The 19,100-nt window shown below is 69.7% G+C and carries 18 protein-coding genes; 9 read left to right on the top strand and 9 right to left on the bottom strand.

Features of this window, described 5'->3' with window-relative positions; translation table 11 throughout:
* The first annotated feature begins 47 nt into the window (after positions 1-47).
* A complete protein-coding gene (locus ACZ6O0_RS21235; protein WP_465766670.1) occupies positions 48-968 on the top strand; it encodes an ATP-binding cassette domain-containing protein in 921 nt (306 codons plus the stop codon).
* A complete protein-coding gene (locus ACZ6O0_RS21230) occupies positions 965-1,762 on the top strand; it encodes a hypothetical protein (protein ID WP_465766669.1) in 798 nt (265 codons plus the stop codon). Before ACZ6O0_RS21235 ends, ACZ6O0_RS21230 begins: the two co-directional genes overlap by 4 nt.
* Before the next feature lie 634 nt (positions 1,763-2,396).
* On the opposite strand, the gene ACZ6O0_RS21225 is transcribed toward ACZ6O0_RS21230, so the two are convergent.
* The 4 genes from ACZ6O0_RS21225 to ACZ6O0_RS21210 all read right to left on the bottom strand — a co-directional run bounded on the left by ACZ6O0_RS21225 (position 2,397) and on the right by ACZ6O0_RS21210 (position 7,767).
* Complete coding sequence (locus ACZ6O0_RS21225; RefSeq protein WP_465766668.1) at positions 2,397-5,093, bottom strand: glucosidase family protein; 2,697 nt, start codon at positions 5,091-5,093, stop codon at positions 2,397-2,399.
* A gap of 39 nt (positions 5,094-5,132) precedes the next feature.
* The gene (locus ACZ6O0_RS21220) at positions 5,133-6,143 is read right to left on the bottom strand and encodes a LacI family DNA-binding transcriptional regulator (protein WP_465766667.1); all 1,011 of its coding nucleotides are present in this window, start codon (positions 6,141-6,143) and stop codon (positions 5,133-5,135) included.
* Positions 6,144-6,216: 73 nt separating this feature from the next.
* Positions 6,217-6,996 (bottom strand): LLM class flavin-dependent oxidoreductase, encoded by a 780-nt coding sequence (locus ACZ6O0_RS21215; RefSeq protein ID WP_465766666.1) that lies wholly within the window; start codon positions 6,994-6,996, stop codon positions 6,217-6,219.
* A gap of 30 nt (positions 6,997-7,026) precedes the next feature.
* Positions 7,027-7,767 carry an SDR family NAD(P)-dependent oxidoreductase gene (locus ACZ6O0_RS21210; protein WP_465766665.1) on the bottom strand — a complete coding sequence of 247 codons (741 nt, stop codon included), beginning with the start codon at positions 7,765-7,767 and terminating at the stop codon, positions 7,027-7,029.
* 135 nt (positions 7,768-7,902) lie between these two features.
* Here ACZ6O0_RS21210 and ACZ6O0_RS21205 point away from each other — a divergent pair, with 135 nt between their 5' ends.
* The 4 genes from ACZ6O0_RS21205 to ACZ6O0_RS21190 are packed head-to-tail and all read left to right on the top strand — an operon-like array spanning position 7,903 to position 11,012.
* Positions 7,903-9,372, top strand: coding sequence for an AlkA N-terminal domain-containing protein (locus tag ACZ6O0_RS21205; protein WP_465766664.1), 1,470 nt, complete (start codon positions 7,903-7,905; stop codon positions 9,370-9,372).
* A 2-nt stretch (positions 9,373-9,374) separates the two neighbouring features.
* Positions 9,375-9,929: a GNAT family N-acetyltransferase gene (locus tag ACZ6O0_RS21200; protein WP_465767067.1), complete on the top strand. Its 555-nt coding sequence runs from the start codon at positions 9,375-9,377 to the stop codon at positions 9,927-9,929.
* A complete protein-coding gene (locus ACZ6O0_RS21195; protein ID WP_465766663.1) occupies positions 9,926-10,411 on the top strand; it encodes a methylated-DNA--[protein]-cysteine S-methyltransferase in 486 nt (161 codons plus the stop codon). The genes ACZ6O0_RS21200 and ACZ6O0_RS21195 overlap by 4 nt, the downstream gene beginning before the upstream one ends.
* Before the next feature lie 46 nt (positions 10,412-10,457).
* Entirely contained in the window at positions 10,458-11,012 is a 555-nt protein-coding gene (locus tag ACZ6O0_RS21190; RefSeq protein ID WP_465766662.1) for a YdeI/OmpD-associated family protein, read from the top strand.
* Position 11,013: 1 nt separating this feature from the next.
* Here the strand turns inward: ACZ6O0_RS21190 and ACZ6O0_RS21185 are convergent, their stop codons facing one another.
* Positions 11,014-12,210 carry a cation:proton antiporter gene (locus tag ACZ6O0_RS21185; protein ID WP_465766661.1) on the bottom strand — a complete coding sequence of 399 codons (1,197 nt, stop codon included), beginning with the start codon at positions 12,208-12,210 and terminating at the stop codon, positions 11,014-11,016.
* 3 nt (positions 12,211-12,213) lie between these two features.
* On the bottom strand, positions 12,214-12,699 hold the full coding sequence (locus ACZ6O0_RS21180; protein ID WP_465766660.1) for a cation:proton antiporter regulatory subunit: 486 nt from the start codon (positions 12,697-12,699) through the stop codon (positions 12,214-12,216).
* Positions 12,700-12,894: 195 nt separating this feature from the next.
* Here ACZ6O0_RS21180 and ACZ6O0_RS21175 point away from each other — a divergent pair, with 195 nt between their 5' ends.
* Both ACZ6O0_RS21175 and ACZ6O0_RS21170 read left to right on the top strand, forming a co-directional pair.
* The gene (locus ACZ6O0_RS21175) at positions 12,895-13,437 is read left to right on the top strand and encodes a PadR family transcriptional regulator (RefSeq protein WP_465766659.1); all 543 of its coding nucleotides are present in this window, start codon (positions 12,895-12,897) and stop codon (positions 13,435-13,437) included.
* Positions 13,434-15,455: an oxidoreductase gene (locus ACZ6O0_RS21170; protein ID WP_465766658.1), complete on the top strand. Its 2,022-nt coding sequence runs from the start codon at positions 13,434-13,436 to the stop codon at positions 15,453-15,455. Before ACZ6O0_RS21175 ends, ACZ6O0_RS21170 begins: the two co-directional genes overlap by 4 nt.
* A gap of 1 nt (position 15,456) precedes the next feature.
* Here the strand turns inward: ACZ6O0_RS21170 and ACZ6O0_RS21165 are convergent, their stop codons facing one another.
* Positions 15,457-16,401, bottom strand: coding sequence for a hypothetical protein (locus ACZ6O0_RS21165; RefSeq protein WP_465766657.1), 945 nt, complete (start codon positions 16,399-16,401; stop codon positions 15,457-15,459).
* 176 nt (positions 16,402-16,577) lie between these two features.
* On the opposite strand from ACZ6O0_RS21165, the gene ACZ6O0_RS21160 reads away from it, so the two are divergent.
* Positions 16,578-17,810 carry an FAD-dependent monooxygenase gene (locus ACZ6O0_RS21160; protein ID WP_465766656.1) on the top strand — a complete coding sequence of 411 codons (1,233 nt, stop codon included), beginning with the start codon at positions 16,578-16,580 and terminating at the stop codon, positions 17,808-17,810.
* Here the strand turns inward: ACZ6O0_RS21160 and ACZ6O0_RS21155 are convergent.
* Positions 17,760-18,350, bottom strand: a complete 591-nt coding sequence (locus tag ACZ6O0_RS21155) for a TIGR03086 family metal-binding protein (protein ID WP_465766655.1) — start codon at positions 18,348-18,350, stop codon at positions 17,760-17,762. The genes ACZ6O0_RS21160 and ACZ6O0_RS21155 overlap by 51 nt on opposite strands.
* 151 nt (positions 18,351-18,501) lie before the next feature.
* Entirely contained in the window at positions 18,502-19,086 is a 585-nt protein-coding gene (locus tag ACZ6O0_RS21150; RefSeq protein ID WP_465766654.1) for an HhH-GPD-type base excision DNA repair protein, read from the bottom strand.
* Between the last annotated feature and the right edge of the window lie 14 nt (positions 19,087-19,100).

Here is a 19,100-nt window from a genome sequence, read left to right as displayed (position 1 = left end):
ACTCGGCACGGCGCGGGATCACCAGACACGACCTACGGAGATTCGTGATGACGACCCTCACAGACACCGCCCTGACTGTGCGGACCGAGGAGCTGTCGGTCCGGTTCGCGGGGGTGCCGGCGCTCGATCGGCTCGACCTGCGGCTGGCGCCGGGGAAGATCCACGGACTGCTCGGCCGGAACGGATCCGGCAAGAGCACGCTGGCGGCGGTTCTGGCGGGCTTCCGGCGGCCGGACGAAGGTCGGGTCCTGATCGAGGGCGGCGACCTCGGTACGGCGCAGGAGCCCTACGAGAACGCGGTCGTGACGAGCCGGGTCAGCCTGATCCGTGAGTCCGGTGATCTGGTCCAGCAGGCGCCGGTCCGGCACGCTATCGGTCTCGCCGCGGGCCTGCGCCCGTACTGGGACGACGACCTGGCCGGAGACCTGCTGGACCGTTTCGAGATCCCGCTGAACAAGAAGATCCAGAAGCTGTCCCGTGGGAAGAAGTCCGCGCTCGGGGTCGTGCTCGGCCTCGCCAGCCGGGCGCCGCTGACGATCTTCGACGAGAGCTACCTGGGCATGGACGTCCCGTCCCGCAACCTCTTCTACGACGCGCTGCTCGCCGACTACACCGAGGTGCCGCGCACGATCGTGCTGTCCACGCACCTGGTCAGCGAGGTCAGCACGATGCTCGAGGAGGTCGTCATCCTCGACAACGGACGCCTCGTCACCCAGTCGCCGGTGGACTCGCTGCGCGGGCGCGGTGCCTCGATCGTCGGCCCGGCCGCCGCGGTGGACGAGTTCACCCGCGGACTCACGGTCCTCGCGCAGGAGCGGCTGGGTGGAACCAAGTCCACCACCGTCCTCGGCGATCTCGACCCCGCGCTGCTCGCCGAGGCAGCGGCGGTCGGCCTCGAGGTCGGCCCGGTCGGCCTGCAGGAGCTCTTCGTTCACCTGACCGCCCCGACGACGGGAGCTCGTTCATGAGCACCGCACTCGACAACAGGACCGAGCAGGTGCGGCAGTCACGCGCTTCGGCGACCTTGCCGCGCGGCGTGACGTCGATGCAACGACTACGGCGGATCGTGTTCGCGATGGTGATCGGGCTGCGGCCCATGCTGGTCGGCTACTGGCTCGTGATGCTGGCCGGGTTCCTGATCGTCGGCATCGGCGTGAAGGCCGTGACCGGCGGGATCGACCACAGCACCTGGGATTACGGCACCCAGTCGCCCAAGTACTTCTCGATGGCGATCGGCATCACCGTCACCCCGGCGTTCCTGTCCCTGCTGGTCGCCCAGGGCATCACCCGGCGGATGATGTCCGTTGCCGCGAGCATCTACCTCACCGGCGCCGCGGCGGCCACCGCGCTGCTGTGGGTGCTCGTCTACCAAGTCGAGCATTTGATCTACAGCTGGCAGGGCTGGACGCAGACGTTCGCCAACCCGCACCTGTTCACCAAGACCTCGCAGGTGGGTCTGATCTTCGCGGAGTTCTTCCTGCTGATCCTGTCGCACGAGGTGGCCGGATGGTTGCTCGGCATCACCTTCGTCCGGTTCGGGTTCTGGCGTGGTGTGCTGCTGCTGCCGCTGTCCGTGATCCCGGCAGCGGCGGCCGAGTTCCTGCTCGTCGCGCAGTGGCTCGCCGACGCGTTGAACAGTCTCGGCTATCACCGGCCACCACTGGCCGTCGCGGTCCCTTCCGTTCTCGTGGTCAGCGCTCTCGGTCTGTACGCCGGCTCTGTCGTTCTGCGACCGATGGCATTGAAACCAACGAAAGGATGAACTCTTCACCGGGCCGACTTATGCACAGGGGGTGTGTATAAGTCGGCCCCTTTCTGTGGATGGTTGCGCGGTCACTGTGGACGACGCGCGCGAGGTCGCGAAGTCGCCGAAACTGTTGGCAGGAAAGGCTTGTGCGACCCTGGCTCGCGGCGGTAGAAATGTCGACACGCTCCTTCTGAAAAGGAGAGGCGGGTCGAACGGAAACCGAGGACCCTAGCGGTGGGGATCCCCACCGAGGTAGACCGGTGACGGGGTCTGCCGGCCCCTACGGACCCGTTCGGGAAGCTGGAGACGTCACCTTCCTTCAGCTAGTGCGGGGCCCCTCCGACTCATACTCGGAGGGGCCCCGCCTCACGTCTCCGCGACACTTGTGTCCGGTAACGGCACCAGCAGGTATCGATAACCATGCGTCCGGGGTGAGAGACCTCCGGGTCACCACCAGTGGGCACCGCAAAGCCGGCCGGCGCACAGAACGGTTGTGCGCCGGCCGGCGATCCGGGGCCGTGCCGTACCGGCCACGACCCCGGGGCCTGACTATCCAGTTGGACGAGCTCAGCGGACGAGCTCTGCGCCGTCAGTACTGAACTGGACCAGCTCAGCGCCGTCAGTACTGAACTGGACGAGCTCAGCGCCGTCAGGCGAGAGTGATCTTCAGTGCCGAGGACGCACCGCGCGCCGGCACCCGCACCTCCACTCCGCGCGTCGTCGTGACCAGCTTGTACGCCGCCGTCCGGCCGTCGACGGTCACAGTTTTGACCTTCGCGCCGGTCGGCAGGACAGCGCCGATCGTAACCGTTGCCCCGACACCCTTGACGGTGACGTCGGTCCGCAATTCCTTACCTGTAAGGCGTGCCGAGACATCGACCGAGCCGTGGCCGGCCCGGATGTTGCTTCCGGCCACCTTCTGCTGGCCCTCCGGCAGCTGCGGAACCACGCTGAGCCGGCCGTGCCCGAGATCCGGGTCGACGCCGAGCTGCTGGTGGATCACCGGCCAGAGGATGCCGTACGCGCCCCACGCCTGCAGCGCCATCGAACGGTCGTAGAACGGCCGGCCGATGTTCGCCGGCGAGTCGGGCGACGGGGCGATCTCCGGCATCGCGCCGGGCGTCTCCCAGACCGTCGGGTCGAGCTGGATCCGGGCGTTGCCGGTGGTGTAGACCTGCTGCTGCTTCGTGCCCAGCCGACCGAAGTTGCCTTCGGCAACCGCCATGATCGACGTGTTCAGGCCGAAGATGGCGCGCTCGCTCCGCACCTGCGACACCACCGGGTCACACGACGCACCCGGGTTGCCGCCCGGGTCCGAGGTCGGACCGGTGCCGGTGTGGAACAGGCCGAATTCCCCTGTGTAGCAAGGCGTCTCGCGCTGGTCCAGGGCGATCTTCGCGTGGTCCGCGGAGGCCAGCGGCGAGTTCGGCTGCCCCGGCCGGACCAGGACCGCCTCCATCGGGGTGACACCGATCCAGTGCCGCTGGAAGATCGGCGTGTTGTCGTTCGCCGGGTCCGCGGGGTTGTCGACGGAGTCGGCGTACCCCATCGCCTGCGGGACCCACCACTGCGCCTCGAAGCGGGACTCGAGGTCGGTCGCGCGGGCGGTCGCCCACTGCTGGACCGCGGTGTCGTGCTTGGACGCGGCCAGGTCGGCCAGGTCGCGCAGCCCGCGGGCGAGGTAGACGGTGCTGTCGAGTTTCTCCACGCCCATACCGGCGCGCTCGACGTTCGCGAGGCCCTCGGGCCAGCCGTCGTTGTCCTTGTCCAGTTCGCGGTAGACGTACTGCAGGTTGCGGACGCTGAAGTCGTACATCTCGTCGCGGAACTTGTTGTCTCCGGTCCACCGCCACAGCAGCGCGACGGTGCTCGGGAACTTCACTGTCTCGTCGGTGTTGCCCGCGCTCTGGTTGGAGCCGAAGTACACGTCACCGGTCGGCGTGACTTCGTGGGCGACCTTGCCGCTGCGGTTGTTCAGGATGTCGCTGACATCGCGCAGCGCGCGCAGATGCTGCTTCACCGTGTCGAACTGGCCGGCGGCGACAGCGGCGTACGCCGTGTACTCGCCGTCGGTCGCGAACAGCCACGGGTAGTCCGGGAAGCCGGCGCCGAACCAGCGTGCGGTATCGACCGTGCCGACCGGAGCCGGGTAGTCCCTGCCCTCGTTGACGTCCCGGATCTTCAGGTTGTGCGCCTCCTGCACGGAGTCGGCGAGGTTCTGCTTGCTCCACTCGACGCTCTGCTGCAGCAGACGATCACCAGGAAGGTCCACCGCGGACAGACTGTCGATCTGCCGGCGCTCGGAGGTCTTTGCCTTCAGCAACTTGTCCGGGTTGCTCAGGGCCTTGCCGTACTCGCGTTGCGCGGCCGACGTGCCCTGGTCCGAACCGGCCACGGCGAACCAGATCGTCGTGGACTTGCCAGGGGTGAGCTCGACGTCGTACGAGAGTTGCCCACCGGTGCCCTTGCCGACGAGCGAGTCGTCACAGCGTGCGGGCGTCGTACCGTCGGCCGGGCAGATCACCGCCGGGTCCTGCGGGCCGCGGTGGTTCGGGCCGAGTGCGTGGGCCGTCGGACGCAGGGACGATCCGACGAACGCGGCGTAGTCGTGAGCGGTCGCGTTCGGGTACGACGGAGTGCCCTGCTCGCGGAACCCGAGTGCACCGTTCGCGTAGGCGCCGGTGTCCGGAAGGTTCGCGTCGGCCGCGCCGGGTGTGGTCCAGCCCCACGGGTACGACTGCATCAGCTCGGAGTGCGCGTCCACGTCGAGCTTGACCGTCTTCGCCGTCCTCGAGCTGAGCGTGAGGCCGACCAGCGTCGCGCGGATGCCGTCGGGGACGAAGTCGGTACGGCGGACGCTGACGGCACCGGAGTAGTCGATCCGGCTGTAGCCGTGGCCACTGGTGTACTTCGCGGCCGCGACGTCCTTGCCGAGCCAGTTGCCGTCGAGGCCGAACCAGAGACCGTCGAGCAGCTTGATCGGTTGCGTCCAGAAGCCGCCCATCTCGCCGCGGATGTGCCAGCCGGAGGCGGGGTAGAGGCCGCTCTCGTCGCCCATCGCGTAGGCGCGATCACCGACGACGAGCGAGCGCCGGTCGGCCAGGCGGGTGGTCTCGGACAACTCGGAAGGTCCACCGGCTTGCGCGGCCGCGGCCAGGCGGGCCGATGCGACGGCAGCGCCGGTCGACGGGCCGGCCGCCGCGCCGGCGGAGGACGGGCCCGCGGTTGCGGAGGCGGTCCCGGCCAGAACGGTGGCCGTGGCCAGCAATGCGATGCCGACTGTGCGGCGTGCCGGTCTCGACCGGCGTGGTGGGGCGGTGCTGCGGGCGGATGGATGGGGAGTCATGGCGGTTCCTCCTTCTCGCGGCGCGGGGGACGCACCGCATCAGCCAGGGGCTGAGCTGCCCCTGATCACCAGTTCGGGTTGCAGCAGGCGTTCGGTGGACGGGTCGGTCAGGCCGTCCGGGTCGGTCAGGATCGCGATCAGTTCGGCGGCGATCCGGTCCATCGGTTGCTTCAGGCTGGTCAGGCCGGGGGAGACGACATCGGCGAGGGGTGAGTCGTCGAAGCCGGTCACGCCGACGTCGCGGCCGGGGGTGAGGCCGCGGCGGCTGAGCTCGCGGAGCGCACCGAGCGCGAGAATGTCGCTCAGGGCAACGATTCCGTCCGGTGCCTTGCCGGAGTCGAGCAACTCCGCGGTGACCCGCGCGCCCTCCTCGATGCTGTCCTCGGGGCAGCGCACGAAGAGGCCGGTGATGGGCAGTCCGAGCTCCTTGCACTGCGCGCGCCAGCCACCGAGGCGGTCCTCGCCGAGACCGGACGACGTCGGCCAGCCGAGGAAGGCGATCCGCCGCCGACCGGTCTCGTACAGGTGCCGGACCGCCAGCGCCGATCCGGCCGCACCGTCGACGTCGACCCACGGACCGGGCTGCGTGGTCTCCTTCCAGACCCGGCCGAAGGAGACGAACGGGATCTTCTGGTCCTTGAGCCACGCGTGCCGCGGATCGTGGGTCTCGGTCTGCGCGAGGACGAACCCGTCGACCAGGCGGCGCGCGTGCAGGTCGTCGTACACGGGCATGCCGCCGACGCCGGTCGGCGCGGTGAAGAGCAGGATATGGCGTGCGGTGCGCTCGGCTGCCCCGCACAGGGCGTGCAGGAACTGGTCCATCACCAGGTGGGTCTGGTTCGGCCAGTCGGGGACGCAGTACCCGATCAGTTCGACCGCGCTGGTGCGCAGGCTGCGGGCATTACGATTGGGCCGGTAGTTGAACAGTTCGATCGAGCGGTTGACCCGCTCGAGCGTGTCAGGGCGCAGCCGGTGCGGCGCGTTCAACGCGTTCGACACCGTCTGCACCGACACCTCGGCGTGGGCGGCGACCTGCTTCAACGTGGCCACGCGACCTCCCACGGATGTTTTGAACGTTAAAAACATCCGCAGTCTCTCCCGCGACCCCGTTACTGTCAACGGCTCAGAGTGTCGGCGGCCTCGACCGGACGATCGCCAGCGTCTCCTCCGCCGGGAGTGGGGGAATCCAGCGACCCCACCAGGTGGCTCCGGCGGCGGCGAACGCGGCCGGGTCGCCGCCACTGACCTTGACGTCGAGGTCACCTCGCGCGGCGAGCAGGCTTCGGACGTCGTCCGGCGTGATCTGCTGTGGTGCGTCGGTGCTGCCCTTGTACGCGCACGAGCCGTCCCATCGAAGGACCCGGCGCCGCACCGCGGGCACCAGCATGTTCCCGCCCACCCAGATCGGTATCCGCGGCTCCTGCACCGGCCGCGCGGTGAGCTGCACACCGTCGAGCTGGTAGTGCTTGCCGGCGAAGCTGACCGGCTGCCCGGTCCACAGCCGGTCGATCACCTCGAGTCCTTCGTCGAGCATCTCCGCCAGCACCTTCGGCGGCTCTGACGGCAGGAACGGATCCCCGGGATCACCGATGCCGACCCCGAGCACGAAGCGCCCGTCGGACAGGTGATCCAGCGCCACCGCCTCGGCCGCGACCTTCCACGGCCGTCGCCGAGGCAGCGGGGTGACCGTCGTACCGATTCTGATCCGCGACGTCGCCGCGGCCATCGCCGCCAGGCAGATCCACGGGTCGTACGTCGGCCGGGACGCGTCGCCCTGGTAGACGAGATAGTCCTCCAGGAACAGCGCGTCCCAACCGCTGTCCTCGACCGCCCGCGCGAGCTCGGCGAGCCCGCGCGGGTCGCGTCCCGCGCCCACTGCCCCGACCGTCACCGAGAACTTCATGCCGGTGACGCTAACGGCGGGCGCCGACAATCAGGCGGTGTGGCCGCCGTCGATCGTCAGCTCCGTGCCGGTGACGTAGGCGCCGTGCGGTCCGGCCAGATAGGCGATCGCCGCGGCGACTTCGGCGGGCTTGCCGAAGCGGTCGAGGGTGAGATCGCCGATCTGAGCGGCCGCGTACGGGCCGTCGGCCGGGTTCATGTCGGTGTTGATCGGGCCGGGCTGGACGACGTTCGAGGTGATGCCGCGCGCCCCGAGCTCACGAGCCAGTCCCTTGCTCAGACCGACCACCGCTGCCTTGCTCATCGCGTACAGCGTCATCCCCGGGCTGGTCACACGCCCGGCCGCACAGCTGCCGAGGTGGATCACCCGCCCGCCGTCGGACAGCAGCGGTACGGCGGCCTGCGTGGCGGCGTACACCCCGCGGACGTTGACCGCGAGCACGCGATCGAGGTCGGTCAGCGTGAGCTCGGTGATCGGGCCGATCGCGCCGACGCCGGCGTTGTTCACCAGGACGTCGAGCCCGCCGAGCTGATCCGCGGCGCGGTGTACGCCGTCCGCGACCGCGACGGCGTCCGCGGCGTCGACCTCGAGGGCGAACGCTCGCCGGCCGAGTGCCTCGATCTCCTTCACCACCTGCGCGGCAGCGTCCGCGGAGCTGTTGTAGGTGAGCGCGACATCCGCGCCGCGCTCCGCCAGGGCGATCGCCGTGGCCGCCCCGATCCCGCGGCTGCCACCGGTGACGAGTGCCTTCTTGTCCAGTAGTTCGTTCATGTGGTCAAGTCCACCGGGGTGTGCGGACCGAAGCTGGCGGAAATCGGACCGCAGATCCTGGCGTCGTATTCTCGCGATGCCTCGATGTCGTAAAACCGCTAGAGACTGTCGGTGGCGGCAGGGATGCTGGAGCACGTGTATGAGTGCAGGGAGCGATGCATCCGGGCGGTCCAGTCGAAGGACGCGCGGTTCGACGGCTGGTTCTTCACCGCGGTTCTGACCACGAAGATCTACTGCCGGCCGAGCTGCCCGGTGGTGCCGCCGAAGGTCCAGAACATGCGGTTCTACCCGAGTGCCGCCGCCGCGCAGCAGGCCGGGTTCCGCGCCTGCAAGCGCTGCCGTCCGGACGCGAGCCCGGGATCGCCGGAGTGGAACGACCGCGCCGACCTGGTCGCCCGGGCGATGCGGTTGATCGCGGACGGCGTGGTCGACCGCGACGGCGTACCAGGACTGGCCACCCACCTCGGTTACAGCGTTCGCCAGGTGCAACGCCAGCTGCAGGCCGAGCTCGGCGCCGGGCCGCTCGCACTCGCGCGGGCTCAGCGTGCACAGACCGCTCGGCTGCTGATCGAGACCAGTGATCTGCAGATGGCCGATGTCGCGTTCGCCGCCGGGTTCTCCAGCGTGCGGACGTTCAACGAGACCGTGCAGGAGGTCTTCGCGCTCGCGCCGACCGAGCTGCGCCGCCGAGCCCGACGAGGTACGGCGACCACCGCGCCCGGCACGATCTCCCTCCGGCTGCCGTTCCGGGCACCGCTCACCCCGGACAACCTGTTCGGTCATCTGATCGCCACCGGCGTCCCGGGCGTGGAGGAGTGGCGCGACGGTCACTACCGTCGCACGCTCCGGCTCCCGCACGGCCATGGTGTGGTCGCGTTGCGGCCGATGCCGGACCACATCGCCTGCCAGCTCTCGCTGACCGACCAGCGTGACCTCGCGATCGCGATCAGCCGCTGCCGCCGGATGCTCGACCTCGACGCCGACCCGGTCGCCGTCGACGATCTGCTCAGCACGGATCCGGTGCTCGCACCGCTGATCGCCAAGGCGCCGGGTCGCCGGGTGCCGCACACGGTCGACGGCGAGGAGTTCGCCGTCCGGGCTGTGCTCGGTCAGCAGGTGTCGACGGCGGCGGCACGGACGCACGCACATCGGCTGGTCCTGCAGCACGGTGAGCCGATCGAGGACGCGGCCGGCGGGTTGACGCACCTGTTCCCGACGATGCAGGCGCTGGCCGGCCTCGACCCGGAGACGCTGGCGTTTCCGAAGTCCCGGCGTACGACGGTGACGACGTTGATCGCCACGCTGGCCGCCGGAGAGATCGACCTGGGAGCCGGTGCCGACTGGGACAAGGCCCGGGAGCAACTGAGCGCGCTGCCGGGGATCGGGCCGTGGACGGTGGAGTCCATCGCGATGCGCGCGCTCGGTGACCCGGATGCCTTCGTGGCCAGTGATCTGGGTGTCCGGTACGCCGCGCGTGACCTAGGATTGCCGGAAGCCCCCAAATCGTTGACCGACCACGCACGCGCGTGGCGGCCCTGGCGTGCGTACGCCGTCCAGTACCTGTGGGCTACCGGTGACCATCCGATCAACAAGATCCCGGAGTGAGTATGACCGAGCTGACCACCGACCGTCTCCTGCTGCGCCAGTGGCGCGAGTCCGACCGGGAGCCGTTCGCGGCGCTGAACGCGGACCCGGCGGTGATGGAGCACTTCCCGGCACCGCAGACGCGTGAGCAGAGCGATGCGCTGATCGACCGGAACATTCCCGAGATCGACGGCCGCGGCTGGGGTCTGTGGGCGCTCGAGGTGCGCGACACCGGTGAGTTCATCGGCTTCACCGGGCTGTCGGTGCCCAGCTTCGAGGAGCACTTCATGCCGGCCGTCGAGATCGGCTGGCGGCTGATGAAAGGGGCCTGGGGCAACGGTTATGCGACCGAGGCGGCCCGGGCGTCGCTGGAGCACGGCTTCGGCCCGGCCGGGCTGGACGAGATCGTCTCGTTCACCGCGACCACCAACGTGCCGTCGCAGCGGGTGATGCAGCGGATCGGGATGACCCACGACGAGGGCGGCGACTTCGACCACGTCCGCCTGCCGGCCGGCCACCGGCTGCAGCGGCACGTCCTCTACCGGATCAACCGTGCGCAGTGGGAGTCGACGCGGTGACGTACGCCGTGCTGGACAGCCCACTCGGCCCGCTCACGCTGGTGGCGACCGAGGCCGATGAGCTGGCCGGGCTCTACATGACCGAGCACCGGCATCGTCCGCCGATGGAGACCTTCGGCCATCGCGACGACTCCGTCCTGCCCGCGGTCGCCGAGCAACTGACCGAGTACTTCGAGCACGGCCGGACGGCGTTCGACGTACCGCTGCACCTGGCCGGGACGCCGTTCCAGCAGCGGGTCTGGACGGCACTCCAGGACATCCCGTACGGCGAGACCACGACGTACGGCGAGCTGGCCCGGACGCTCGGCCTCGTGCCGGGCGCGTCCCGGGCGGTCGGCCTGGCCAACGGCAAGAACCCGGTCAGCATCATCGTTCCCTGCCACCGCGTCGTCGGCTCCACCGGCAGCCTGACCGGGTACGGCGGCGGCCTCGAACGCAAACAGGCCCTCCTCGACCACGAACGCGGCGACGCCCTCTTCTGAACAAAGTGCTCACTCGATGAGCACTTATCCGGCGCATGCTGGGGTCATGAACGATGACGAGGCCCTGATGTGTGGATCCGCGGTCGAGTGGCGGGACTGGCTGGCGGCGAACGGGCGGAGTGAGCGGTCGGTCTGGCTGGTCGTGCACCGCGACGCCGGCGTGGACCTCGCGAGTGCGGTCGAGCATGCGCTGTGCTTCGGGTGGATCGACAGCAAGACGCTGAAGCGGGACGACCGCAGCACCTACCAGTGCTTCACGCCTCGCAACCCGCGGAGCACCTGGAGCAAGGTCAACCGCGAACGCGTCGAGCGCCTGACCGCCTCGGGCTTGATGGAGGCGCCCGGTCAGGAGCTGATCGACCACGCCCGCCGCACCGGCACCTGGGACCTCCTCGCCGACGCCCAGAACCTGATCGTCCCCGCCGACCTCGCCACCGCGCTAGCCGCCAACTCTCCAGCAGACAAGCACTTCCAGTCCTTCCCGCCGTCTGCCCGGAGAACAATCCTCGAGTGGATCACGCTGGCCAAGCGCCCGGAAACCCGGGTCGGCCGGATCGAGCAGACGGTCGTCGAGGCCGCCGCGAACCGCCGCGCCCGCTGACCTACAGCACTGGTTCCTCCACCCGCTCAGGAGTCGGTGTGCTCTTGCGCGCGGTCAGGCGGCGGGCGAGCGGTTCGGTGTAGCGGGCGGCGATGGGGCCGAGGATGACGAGGATCAGTACGTACGCCGTCGCCAGCGGACCCAGCTTCGGCTCGACGCCGACCGCGAGCCCGGCGATCACGATGGAGAACTCGCCGCGGGCGACGAGCGTCCCGCCGGCTCGCCAGCGGCCCGCGGACCTGATGCCGGCCCGGCGGGCGGCGTACCACCCGGTGGCGATCTTCGTGAGTGCCGTGAGTACGGCGAGACCGAGCGCGATCGCGAGCACCGGCGGGATCTTGGCCGGGTCGGTGCTCAACCCGAAGAACACGAAGAAGACCGCGGCGAACAGGTCCCGGAGCGGGCTGAGCAGGTTCCGCGCGCCGTGCGCGACCTCGCCCGACAACGCGATCCCGACCAGGAACGCGCCGACCGCCGCCGACACCTGCAGCTTCTGCGCGAGCCCGGCCACGAGCAGCGTCAGCCCGAGCACGACGAGCAGCAACATCTCCGGGTTGTCCGAGGACACCGCCCGGCTGATCACCCGTCCGTAGCGCAAGGCAACGAAGAGAACCACACTGACCGTGCCGAGCGAGATCAGCAGCGTCACGCTGCCGCCGGCCAGTCCCGCACCGGCGAGCAACGCCGTCAGGATCGGCAGGTAGACCGCCATCGACAGATCCTCGAGGACCAGGATCCCCAGCACCACCGGGGTCTCCCGGTTTCCGAGCCGGCCGAGATCGCCGACCACCTTCGCGATCACGCCCGACGACGAGATCCAGGTGACACCGGCCAGCGCGACCGCGGCGACCGGACCCCAGCCGAGCAGCAGCGCGACGGCGGCACCGGGTACGGCGTTCAGCACGAAGTCGACCGCACCGGACACGTACTGCGTCTTCAGCGTGCCGACCAGATCCGACGCGGTGTACTCCAGACCGAGCAGCAACAGCAGCAGGATCACGCCGATCTCGGCGCCGGTGGCAACGAACTCCTCACTGGCTGCCAACGGCAACAATCCGCCGTGCCCGAAGGCGAGCCCGGCGAGCAGGTAGAGCGGGATGGGGGAGAAGCCGAGCCGGCCGGCGATCCGCCCGAGGATGCCGAGGACAAGGATGACCGCGCCGAGCTCGATCAGCAGGGCGGTGATGTTCTCGTGCATCGGTCACCCTCCCGCGATCAGGTCGGTGACAGCGTCCACGCCCTCGCGGGTGCCGACCACGACGAGCGTGTCGCCGGTCGCGAACCGGAAGTCCGGCGTCGGCGACGGGGTCGCGCCGAGCCGCCGCAGCACCGCGACGATCGACGCCCCGGTCCGGCTGCGGGCCTGGGTGTCCCCGAGCGTGCGACCGGAGTACGGCGACTTGGCGGTGATCGGGATGTGCTCGGTGACCAGGTCGATCTCGAGCTCGCCGCGGACCGGGTCGAGCGGCGCCGGGATCAGCAGCTGGGCCAGCGCGGCCGCCTCACCGGGATCGAGCGGGACCGAGTCCTTGCAGTTGTCGTCGTCGTCGGGATCGTGGAAGCCGAGGAAGCGCCGGCCGTCGTTGTGCACCACCACCGAGACGTGCTTGCCGCCGTCGGTGATCAGGTCGTACCGGGTCCCGATGCCGGGCAGTGTCGTCCTGGTCGGGTGGGCCTGCTGGTCCATGATTCCTCGCTCCGCGATAGCTGGCGTCTGCAACCATTCTCCCAAACTCCCCACCAGCAGTCCGACCGCCGACTGTGAGATGGCACCCTTCCCCTCCTCTTCTTTCTTCTCCCTTCCCCGGTCCACCAGTGGGCTGCTGTGATCTGTACTGCACCTTGATGCACTGAAACGAGTTGCATAGGTACTGTGTCGGCCATGGCGTTGGAGCACGCGATCCTGGTGGCGCTGAGCGAGCGGGCCGGCTCCGGGTACGAGTTGGCCCGGCGGTTCGACCGGTCGATCGGCTACTTCTGGCCGGCCACGCACCAGCAGATCTACCGGGTGCTGCGCCGGATGGACGAGGCGGGCTGGGTCACGCACACCGAGATCGCCCAGGAGGGCCGCCCGGACAAGAAGGTCTACCGGGTGTCCGCGGCCGGCCGGGCCGAGCTCACCCGGTGGCTGGCCGAGCCGGCCGACCCCGCCGTACTGCGGGACGGGCTCGGCGTGAAGCTCCGGGGTGCCTCGCTCGGCGATCCAGGCGTCGTACTGCGGGAAGTCGAGCGGCACCGGGCCGAGCACGCAACCAGGCTCGAGGTGTACCGGGGGATCCAGCGCCGGGACTTCCCGAAGCCGGCCAAGCTGCACGACCGCGACCTGCATCAGTACCTCGTGCTTCGCGGCGGGATCCGGGCCGAGGAGTCGTTCGTGGAGTGGTGTGACGAAGTGATCGAAGCCCTGCGGAAGGACCACCGATGACCGCCTACCCGCATGTCACCGCGCCCTTGGACCTCGGTCATGTCGTGCTGCCCAACCGGGTGATCATGGGCTCGATGCACACCGGACTCGAGGACCGGCTGAAGGATCTGCCCAAGCTGGCGGCCTACTTCGCGGAGCGGGCGCGCGGCGGTGTCGGCCTGATGGTGACCGGCGGCTATGCCCCGAACCGCACCGGCTGGCTCACGCCCTTCGGATCCAAACTCACCAGCCGTCGCCAGGCCCGCAAGCATCGCCTGCTCACCGACGCCGTCCACGCCGAGGGCGGCCGGATCGCATTACAGATCCTGCACGCCGGCCGCTACTCCTACCACCCCTTCAGCGTCTCCGCGTCAGCCATCAAGGCCCCGATCAACCCCTTCAAGCCCCGAGCGCTCACGGACCGCGGCGTCCGCCGCCAGATCAAGGCGTACGTCGACTGCGCGGCGCTCGCCCGTGAGGCCGGGTACGACGGTGTCGAGATCATGGGCTCCGAGGGGTACTTCATCAACCAGTTCCTGTCCGAGCGCACCAACAAGCGCACCGACCGCTGGGGCGGCAGCCCGGAGAACCGCCGCCGGATCGCGGTCGAGATCGTCCGCCGGACCCGCGAACGCGTCGGCGCGGGCTTCCTGATCATCTACCGCCTCTCGATGGCCGACCTGGTCGAAGGCGGCCAGAGCTGGGACGACGTGGTTGCGCTGGGCAAGGAGATCGAGGCGGCCGGCGCGTCGATCATCAACACCGGCATCGGCTGGCACGAGGCCCGGGTGCCGACGATCGTGACGTCCGTGCCGCGCGCGGCGTTCACCAGCGTGACGGCCGCGTTCAAGCCGCACGTCAGCATCCCGGTGGTCACCTCGAACCGGATCAACCTGCCCCAGGTCGCCGAGGAGGTCCTGGCGCGCGGTGACGCCGACCTGATCAGCATGGCGCGCCCGTTCCTGGCCGATCCGGATTGGGTGATCAAGGCAACGACCGATCGGGCCGACGAGATCAACGTGTGCATCGCCTGCAACCAGGCCTGCCTGGATCACGTGTTCGCCAAGCGGAAGGCCAGCTGCATGGTCAACCCGCGGGCGGCCCGCGAGACCGAGCTCCAGTTGCTGCCGACGCGTCGTACCAAGGACATCGCGGTGGTGGGTGCCGGACCGGCCGGGCTGGCGGCGGCGGTGACGGCGGCCGAGCGTGGGCACCGGGTCGAACTGTTCGAAGCCGACGCGGAGATCGGTGGGCAGTTCGGGATCGCGCAACGGATCCCCGGCAAGGAGGAGTTCGCCGAGACGATCCGGTACTACCGGCGACGGCTCGAGCTGACCGGCGTGAAACTGCACCTCGGCCGCCGCGCGACCGTCGAGGACCTGGCCGGCTTCGACGAGATCGTGCTCGCGACCGGCGTCGTACCCCGGATCCCGGCGATCCCCGGCATCGACCACCCCAAGGTCCTGTCGTACGTCGAAGCCGTCCGCGACCGCAAGCCCGTCGGGGCCACGGTCGCGGTGATCGGCGCCGGCGGGATCGGTGTGGATGTCAGCGAGTTCCTGACCACCGCGGCGTCGCCCGCGCTCGATCTGGCCGCGTGGAAGGCCGAGTGGGGTGTCGCGGATCCGACCGTCACGCCCGGCGGACTGACCAAGCCCCAGCCGGAGCCTTCGCCGCGGAAGGTGTATCTGCTGCAGCGCAAGGCCGGGAAGATCGGTGCCGGCCTGGGGAAGACCACCGGGTGGGTGCATCGCGCCGCGCTGAAGAGCAAGCAGGTCGAGCAGCTCCGGGGTGTCAACTACGAGCGCATCGACGACGACGGCCTGCACCTGAGCTTCGGCCCGCAGCGCGAGAATCCGCGCGTCCTCGCCGTCGACACGATCGTGGTCTGCGCCGGCCAGGAACCGGTCCGCGACCTGGCCGACGCGCTGCGGGCGACCGGCCGACCGGTCCATCTGATCGGCGGTGCCGACGTCGCCGCCGAGCTCGACGCCAAGCGAGCCATCGACCAGGCCACTCGCTTGGCCCTCACCCTCTGACTCAGACGCAGCGGACGGCCTTCTTGCCGTTGGGGGCGATGGCGAACCAGACGTTCCCCACGCCGTACCCGGCGGTCTGGCCGAGCTTCTTGTCCAGGTGGAAGTAGTACAGCGGCCAGCCGTTCAGCGTGACCTGCTTGCCCTCCGGACGGTCGATCGTCCCGACCGACGCGCGGTTGATCCTGGTGCTCAGGATCTTCACGCCCTTCGCGCCGGCCAGCACCGGCTCCCACGTCTTCGCGCACGCACCGAGGCACGACGTACGCGAGGGCTTGGGGGAGTCGTTGTCGAAGCGGTAGATCGTCCGGCCTGCCTGATTGGTGACGAACGGCATGAACCCGTCGACCTCGTTGACCGTCAGCGTCTGCACATCTTTCTGCACCGGTGCGGTGGGCTGGGTCTTCGTCGACTTCGCCTTGCCACCCTGCGGGTTGACGGCGAACCAGAGTCCCTTGAACCCCTGGCCGGCCAGCTCGCCCAGCCTGAGGTCGTCCTTGAAGTAGTACAGCGGCCAGCCCTTCAACGTGACCTGTTGGCCTTCGGCACGGTCGATCGTGCTGAGCTCGCGCTCGTCGATGCCGCCACCGTCGACCACCACACCGGACCCGGCCAGTACCGGCTCCCACAACTTCAGGCACGCGTCGGCACAGGTCGACTTGGACGGGTTCGCGGAGTCGTTGTCGAACCTGTACACGGTGCGGCCGGTCGCGCTGGTCACGATCGGCGTCAGGCCCGGCACCTGCTGGACCTTGAGCACCTTCTGCTCCTCGTCCTGTTTGATGCCTTGGGCAGCATTCGCCGGTTTGCCGTTGTTTTGCGGGGCTTCCTGAGCTGCGGGCGCCGGTGCCTTGTCCCCGTCATCGCGTCCGAGGAGCGACGCGCCGCAGGCTGACAGCGAGACAACAGTGGCAAGAGCCATCACGGTGGCGGCAAGGGTCTTCTTCATGAGGTCCTCCGGGGCGTGCGGTGTGATCTCTTGTTTCGCGGGCACACGTGCGCTCTTCGGGATCGGTTCACTTCAGGTCGGGCGCACTAGGGAGTGCCCTAGTGCGCGCTGGCCTCGGAGGGGCAGTGCAGTGCACCGTGTACGGCGTACGCGCACTAGTTGATGAGGAGTGAGCCATGAAGACTGTTCTGATCTCCGGGGCCGGGATCGCCGGGCCGGCGCTGGCGTTCTGGTTGCGGCGGCACGGTTTCGCGCCGACGATCGTCGAGATCGCGCCCGCCCCACGGCCCGGGGGGCAGACCGTGGACCTGCGTGGGATCTCGCGGGTCGTGGCCGACCGGATGGGCCTGCTGCCCGCGATCGCCGAACGGCAGTTGCACGAGCGCGGCCTCGAGTACGTCCGGGCGAACGGGCGCCGGGCCGCCGCGATGCCGGCCGAACTGCTCGACGGCGCCGGTCCGGTCGCCGAGATCGAGATCCTCCGCGGCGACCTGGCCGGGATCCTGGCCGACGCGACGACCGGCGTCGAGTACCTGTACGGCGACTCGGTCATCGCGCTGGACCAGGAGTCGAGCGGCGTGCGGGTGACCTTCGCGGGCGGGACCCGGCGACGGTTCGACCTGGTGGTCGGGGCCGACGGCGTGCACTCGCGGACCCGGCGGCTCGCGTTCGGGCCGGAGGAGCAGTTCGTGCGGCACCTCGGCGGCTACACGTCGTACTTCACCGTCGATGCGCCGGAGCCGCTGAACCACTGGATGAAGATCTACTCGGCGCCCCGAGGCCGGTGGGTCGGACTGCGGCCGGATCACGACTCTGGCGTCGCGAAGGCCCTGCTGAGCTTCCGCTCACCGGTCATCAGCTACGACCGGCACGACATTGCCGCGCAAAAGGCTTTGCTGGCCGATCGGTTCAGGGGACTCGGCTGGCACACCGAGCGCATCCTCGCCGGTCTCCGCGACGCGGACGACTTCTACCTCGACAGCATCAGCCGCGTCGTCGTCCCCGAGTGGTCGCGCGGCCGGGTCGCGCTGGTCGGGGACGCCGGGTACTGCGGCTCACCGCTGGCCGGCCACGGTACGGCGCTGTCCCTCGTCGGTGCGTACGTCCTCGCGGGGGAGCTGGCCGCCGCGGACGGCGATCACGTCCGCGCGTTCCCGGCGTACCAGGCCCGGATGCAGGCGTACATCGAGCAGCGGATGGAACTGCCGCCCGGTGGCATCACGATGGCGATGCCGATGACCGCCCTCGGCATCCGGCTGCGCGACACCTCGACCCGGCTGATGACGTCCCGCCCGTTCGCCGGCCTGCTGGCGAAGATGGCGATCGGGCAGCCGGATGCGATCGACCTGCCGGACTACTCAGTCGAGCGGGGAGACCCAGTCCGGGTTGCGGCCGAGGAGGCCGAGTAGCTGGTCGAAGTCGGGGGCGTCGCCGGGCACCTTGACGCTGCGCTCGAACGCCGCGCCCGGGCCGCGGGCGGCGTCGGTGTCCGGGATCCGGCGGGCCAGCCCCAGCGCCATCTCGACCATGTCCGGCGGGGCCTCGAACGAGACGTCGATGGCCCGGGCCAGGTCCCAGGCGTGCACGACGCAGTCGAGCTGGTGGAAGGTCAGCGCGATCCGGCGCGGGAACGAGCCGAACTCGCGGACCTCCATCAGCCGATCCAGCGCGCCGCCGTCGGCGAACGCGTCCGCGACCTGCACGTTGGACCGCCGGTACGCGCCGGCCGGGTTGTCACCGAGCCGGCCGCCGTTCCAGGTCTGGGTCGGCGCCGTACCGTTCACCGCGGCGGCCGCGAAGCCCTCGTTCTCACTGACGATGTGGCGGAGCAGGCCACGGACGGTCCAGTCCGGGCACGGCGTGGGGAACCACAGCTGCTCGGATCGCACCTGCATGACCACCTCACCGAGCACCGCGCCGGCTCGCCGATCCAGATCCCGGATGTCCATCCGCGCTCCTCCCGTAGCCCGCCAGCCTGCCGCCTCAGCGAGCATAGGCTGCTCGAAGGTGATTCGGCAGGAACCCCGGCGAGCACAAGGGACAACCCGCGCGGGGCTGCGGACCGCCCGCGGGTGCGGGCGGTGAGGCCGGCGGTGGTGGTCAGGCGGATCCGGCGGCGGCTGCTTTGGCGGCCTTCTTGAAGGAGCGGACCTCGCCGAGGGACGCGGCGTCGGTGACGTCGGCGATCGAGCGGCGGGAGCCGCGGTCGCCGTAGCTGCCGGCCGCCGCGCGCCAGCCCTTGGGCTCGACGCCGCGCTGCTTGCCGAGCAGCGCGAGGAAGATCTTGGCCTTCTGCTCGCCGAATCCCGGGAGCGCCTTGAGCCGCTTCAGCACCTCGGGACCGTCCGGCTTCGGGCGCCCGGCGGTCCAGATGTTGGTGGTGTCACCGTCGTAGTTCTCGATGATGTGCTGGGCGAGCGCGTGCACCCGCCGGGCCATCGATCCGCCGTACCGGTGGATGGCCGGCGGGGTGACGCAGAGCTCGACGAAGGTGTCGAGGTCGGTGGCGGCGATCTTGTGCAGGTCGAAGCCGTCCATCCGGTTGGCGATCTTCAGCGGACCCGAGAACGCGTGTTCCATCGGGTACTGCTGGTCCAGCAGCATCCCGACGAGCAGGGCGAACGGGTCGTCGTTGAGCAACTTGTCGGCGTCCGGGTTGCCGGTGAGGTGCAGTTCGCGCAGCATGGCGCCCATCTTGA

The organism is Kribbella sp. NPDC048837 (assembly GCF_055586945.1).
Note: the sequence above shows the minus strand (reverse complement) of the source record. Positions and strands in the feature narration are given on the sequence as shown.

Coding starts and splice junctions, on each gene's coding strand:
- ACZ6O0_RS21235 (WP_465766670.1), top strand. CDS start 48: ATGACGACCCTCACAGACACCGCCCTGACTGTGCGGACCGAGGAGCTG.
- ACZ6O0_RS21230 (WP_465766669.1), top strand. CDS start 965: ATGAGCACCGCACTCGACAACAGGACCGAGCAGGTGCGGCAGTCACGC.
- ACZ6O0_RS21225 (WP_465766668.1), bottom strand. CDS start 5,093: ATGACTCCCCATCCATCCGCCCGCAGCACCGCCCCACCACGCCGGTCG.
- ACZ6O0_RS21215 (WP_465766666.1), bottom strand. CDS start 6,996: ATGAAGTTCTCGGTGACGGTCGGGGCAGTGGGCGCGGGACGCGACCCG.
- ACZ6O0_RS21210 (WP_465766665.1), bottom strand. CDS start 7,767: ATGAACGAACTACTGGACAAGAAGGCACTCGTCACCGGTGGCAGCCGC.
- ACZ6O0_RS21200 (WP_465767067.1), top strand. CDS start 9,375: ATGACCGAGCTGACCACCGACCGTCTCCTGCTGCGCCAGTGGCGCGAG.
- ACZ6O0_RS21190 (WP_465766662.1), top strand. CDS start 10,458: ATGAACGATGACGAGGCCCTGATGTGTGGATCCGCGGTCGAGTGGCGG.
- ACZ6O0_RS21185 (WP_465766661.1), bottom strand. CDS start 12,210: ATGCACGAGAACATCACCGCCCTGCTGATCGAGCTCGGCGCGGTCATC.
- ACZ6O0_RS21180 (WP_465766660.1), bottom strand. CDS start 12,699: ATGGACCAGCAGGCCCACCCGACCAGGACGACACTGCCCGGCATCGGG.
- ACZ6O0_RS21175 (WP_465766659.1), top strand. CDS start 12,895: ATGGCGTTGGAGCACGCGATCCTGGTGGCGCTGAGCGAGCGGGCCGGC.
- ACZ6O0_RS21170 (WP_465766658.1), top strand. CDS start 13,434: ATGACCGCCTACCCGCATGTCACCGCGCCCTTGGACCTCGGTCATGTC.
- ACZ6O0_RS21165 (WP_465766657.1), bottom strand. CDS start 16,401: ATGAAGAAGACCCTTGCCGCCACCGTGATGGCTCTTGCCACTGTTGTC.
- ACZ6O0_RS21160 (WP_465766656.1), top strand. CDS start 16,578: ATGAAGACTGTTCTGATCTCCGGGGCCGGGATCGCCGGGCCGGCGCTG.
- ACZ6O0_RS21155 (WP_465766655.1), bottom strand. CDS start 18,350: ATGGACATCCGGGATCTGGATCGGCGAGCCGGCGCGGTGCTCGGTGAG.
- ACZ6O0_RS21150 (WP_465766654.1), bottom strand. CDS start 19,086: ATGCTGCGCGAACTGCACCTCACCGGCAACCCGGACGCCGACAAGTTG.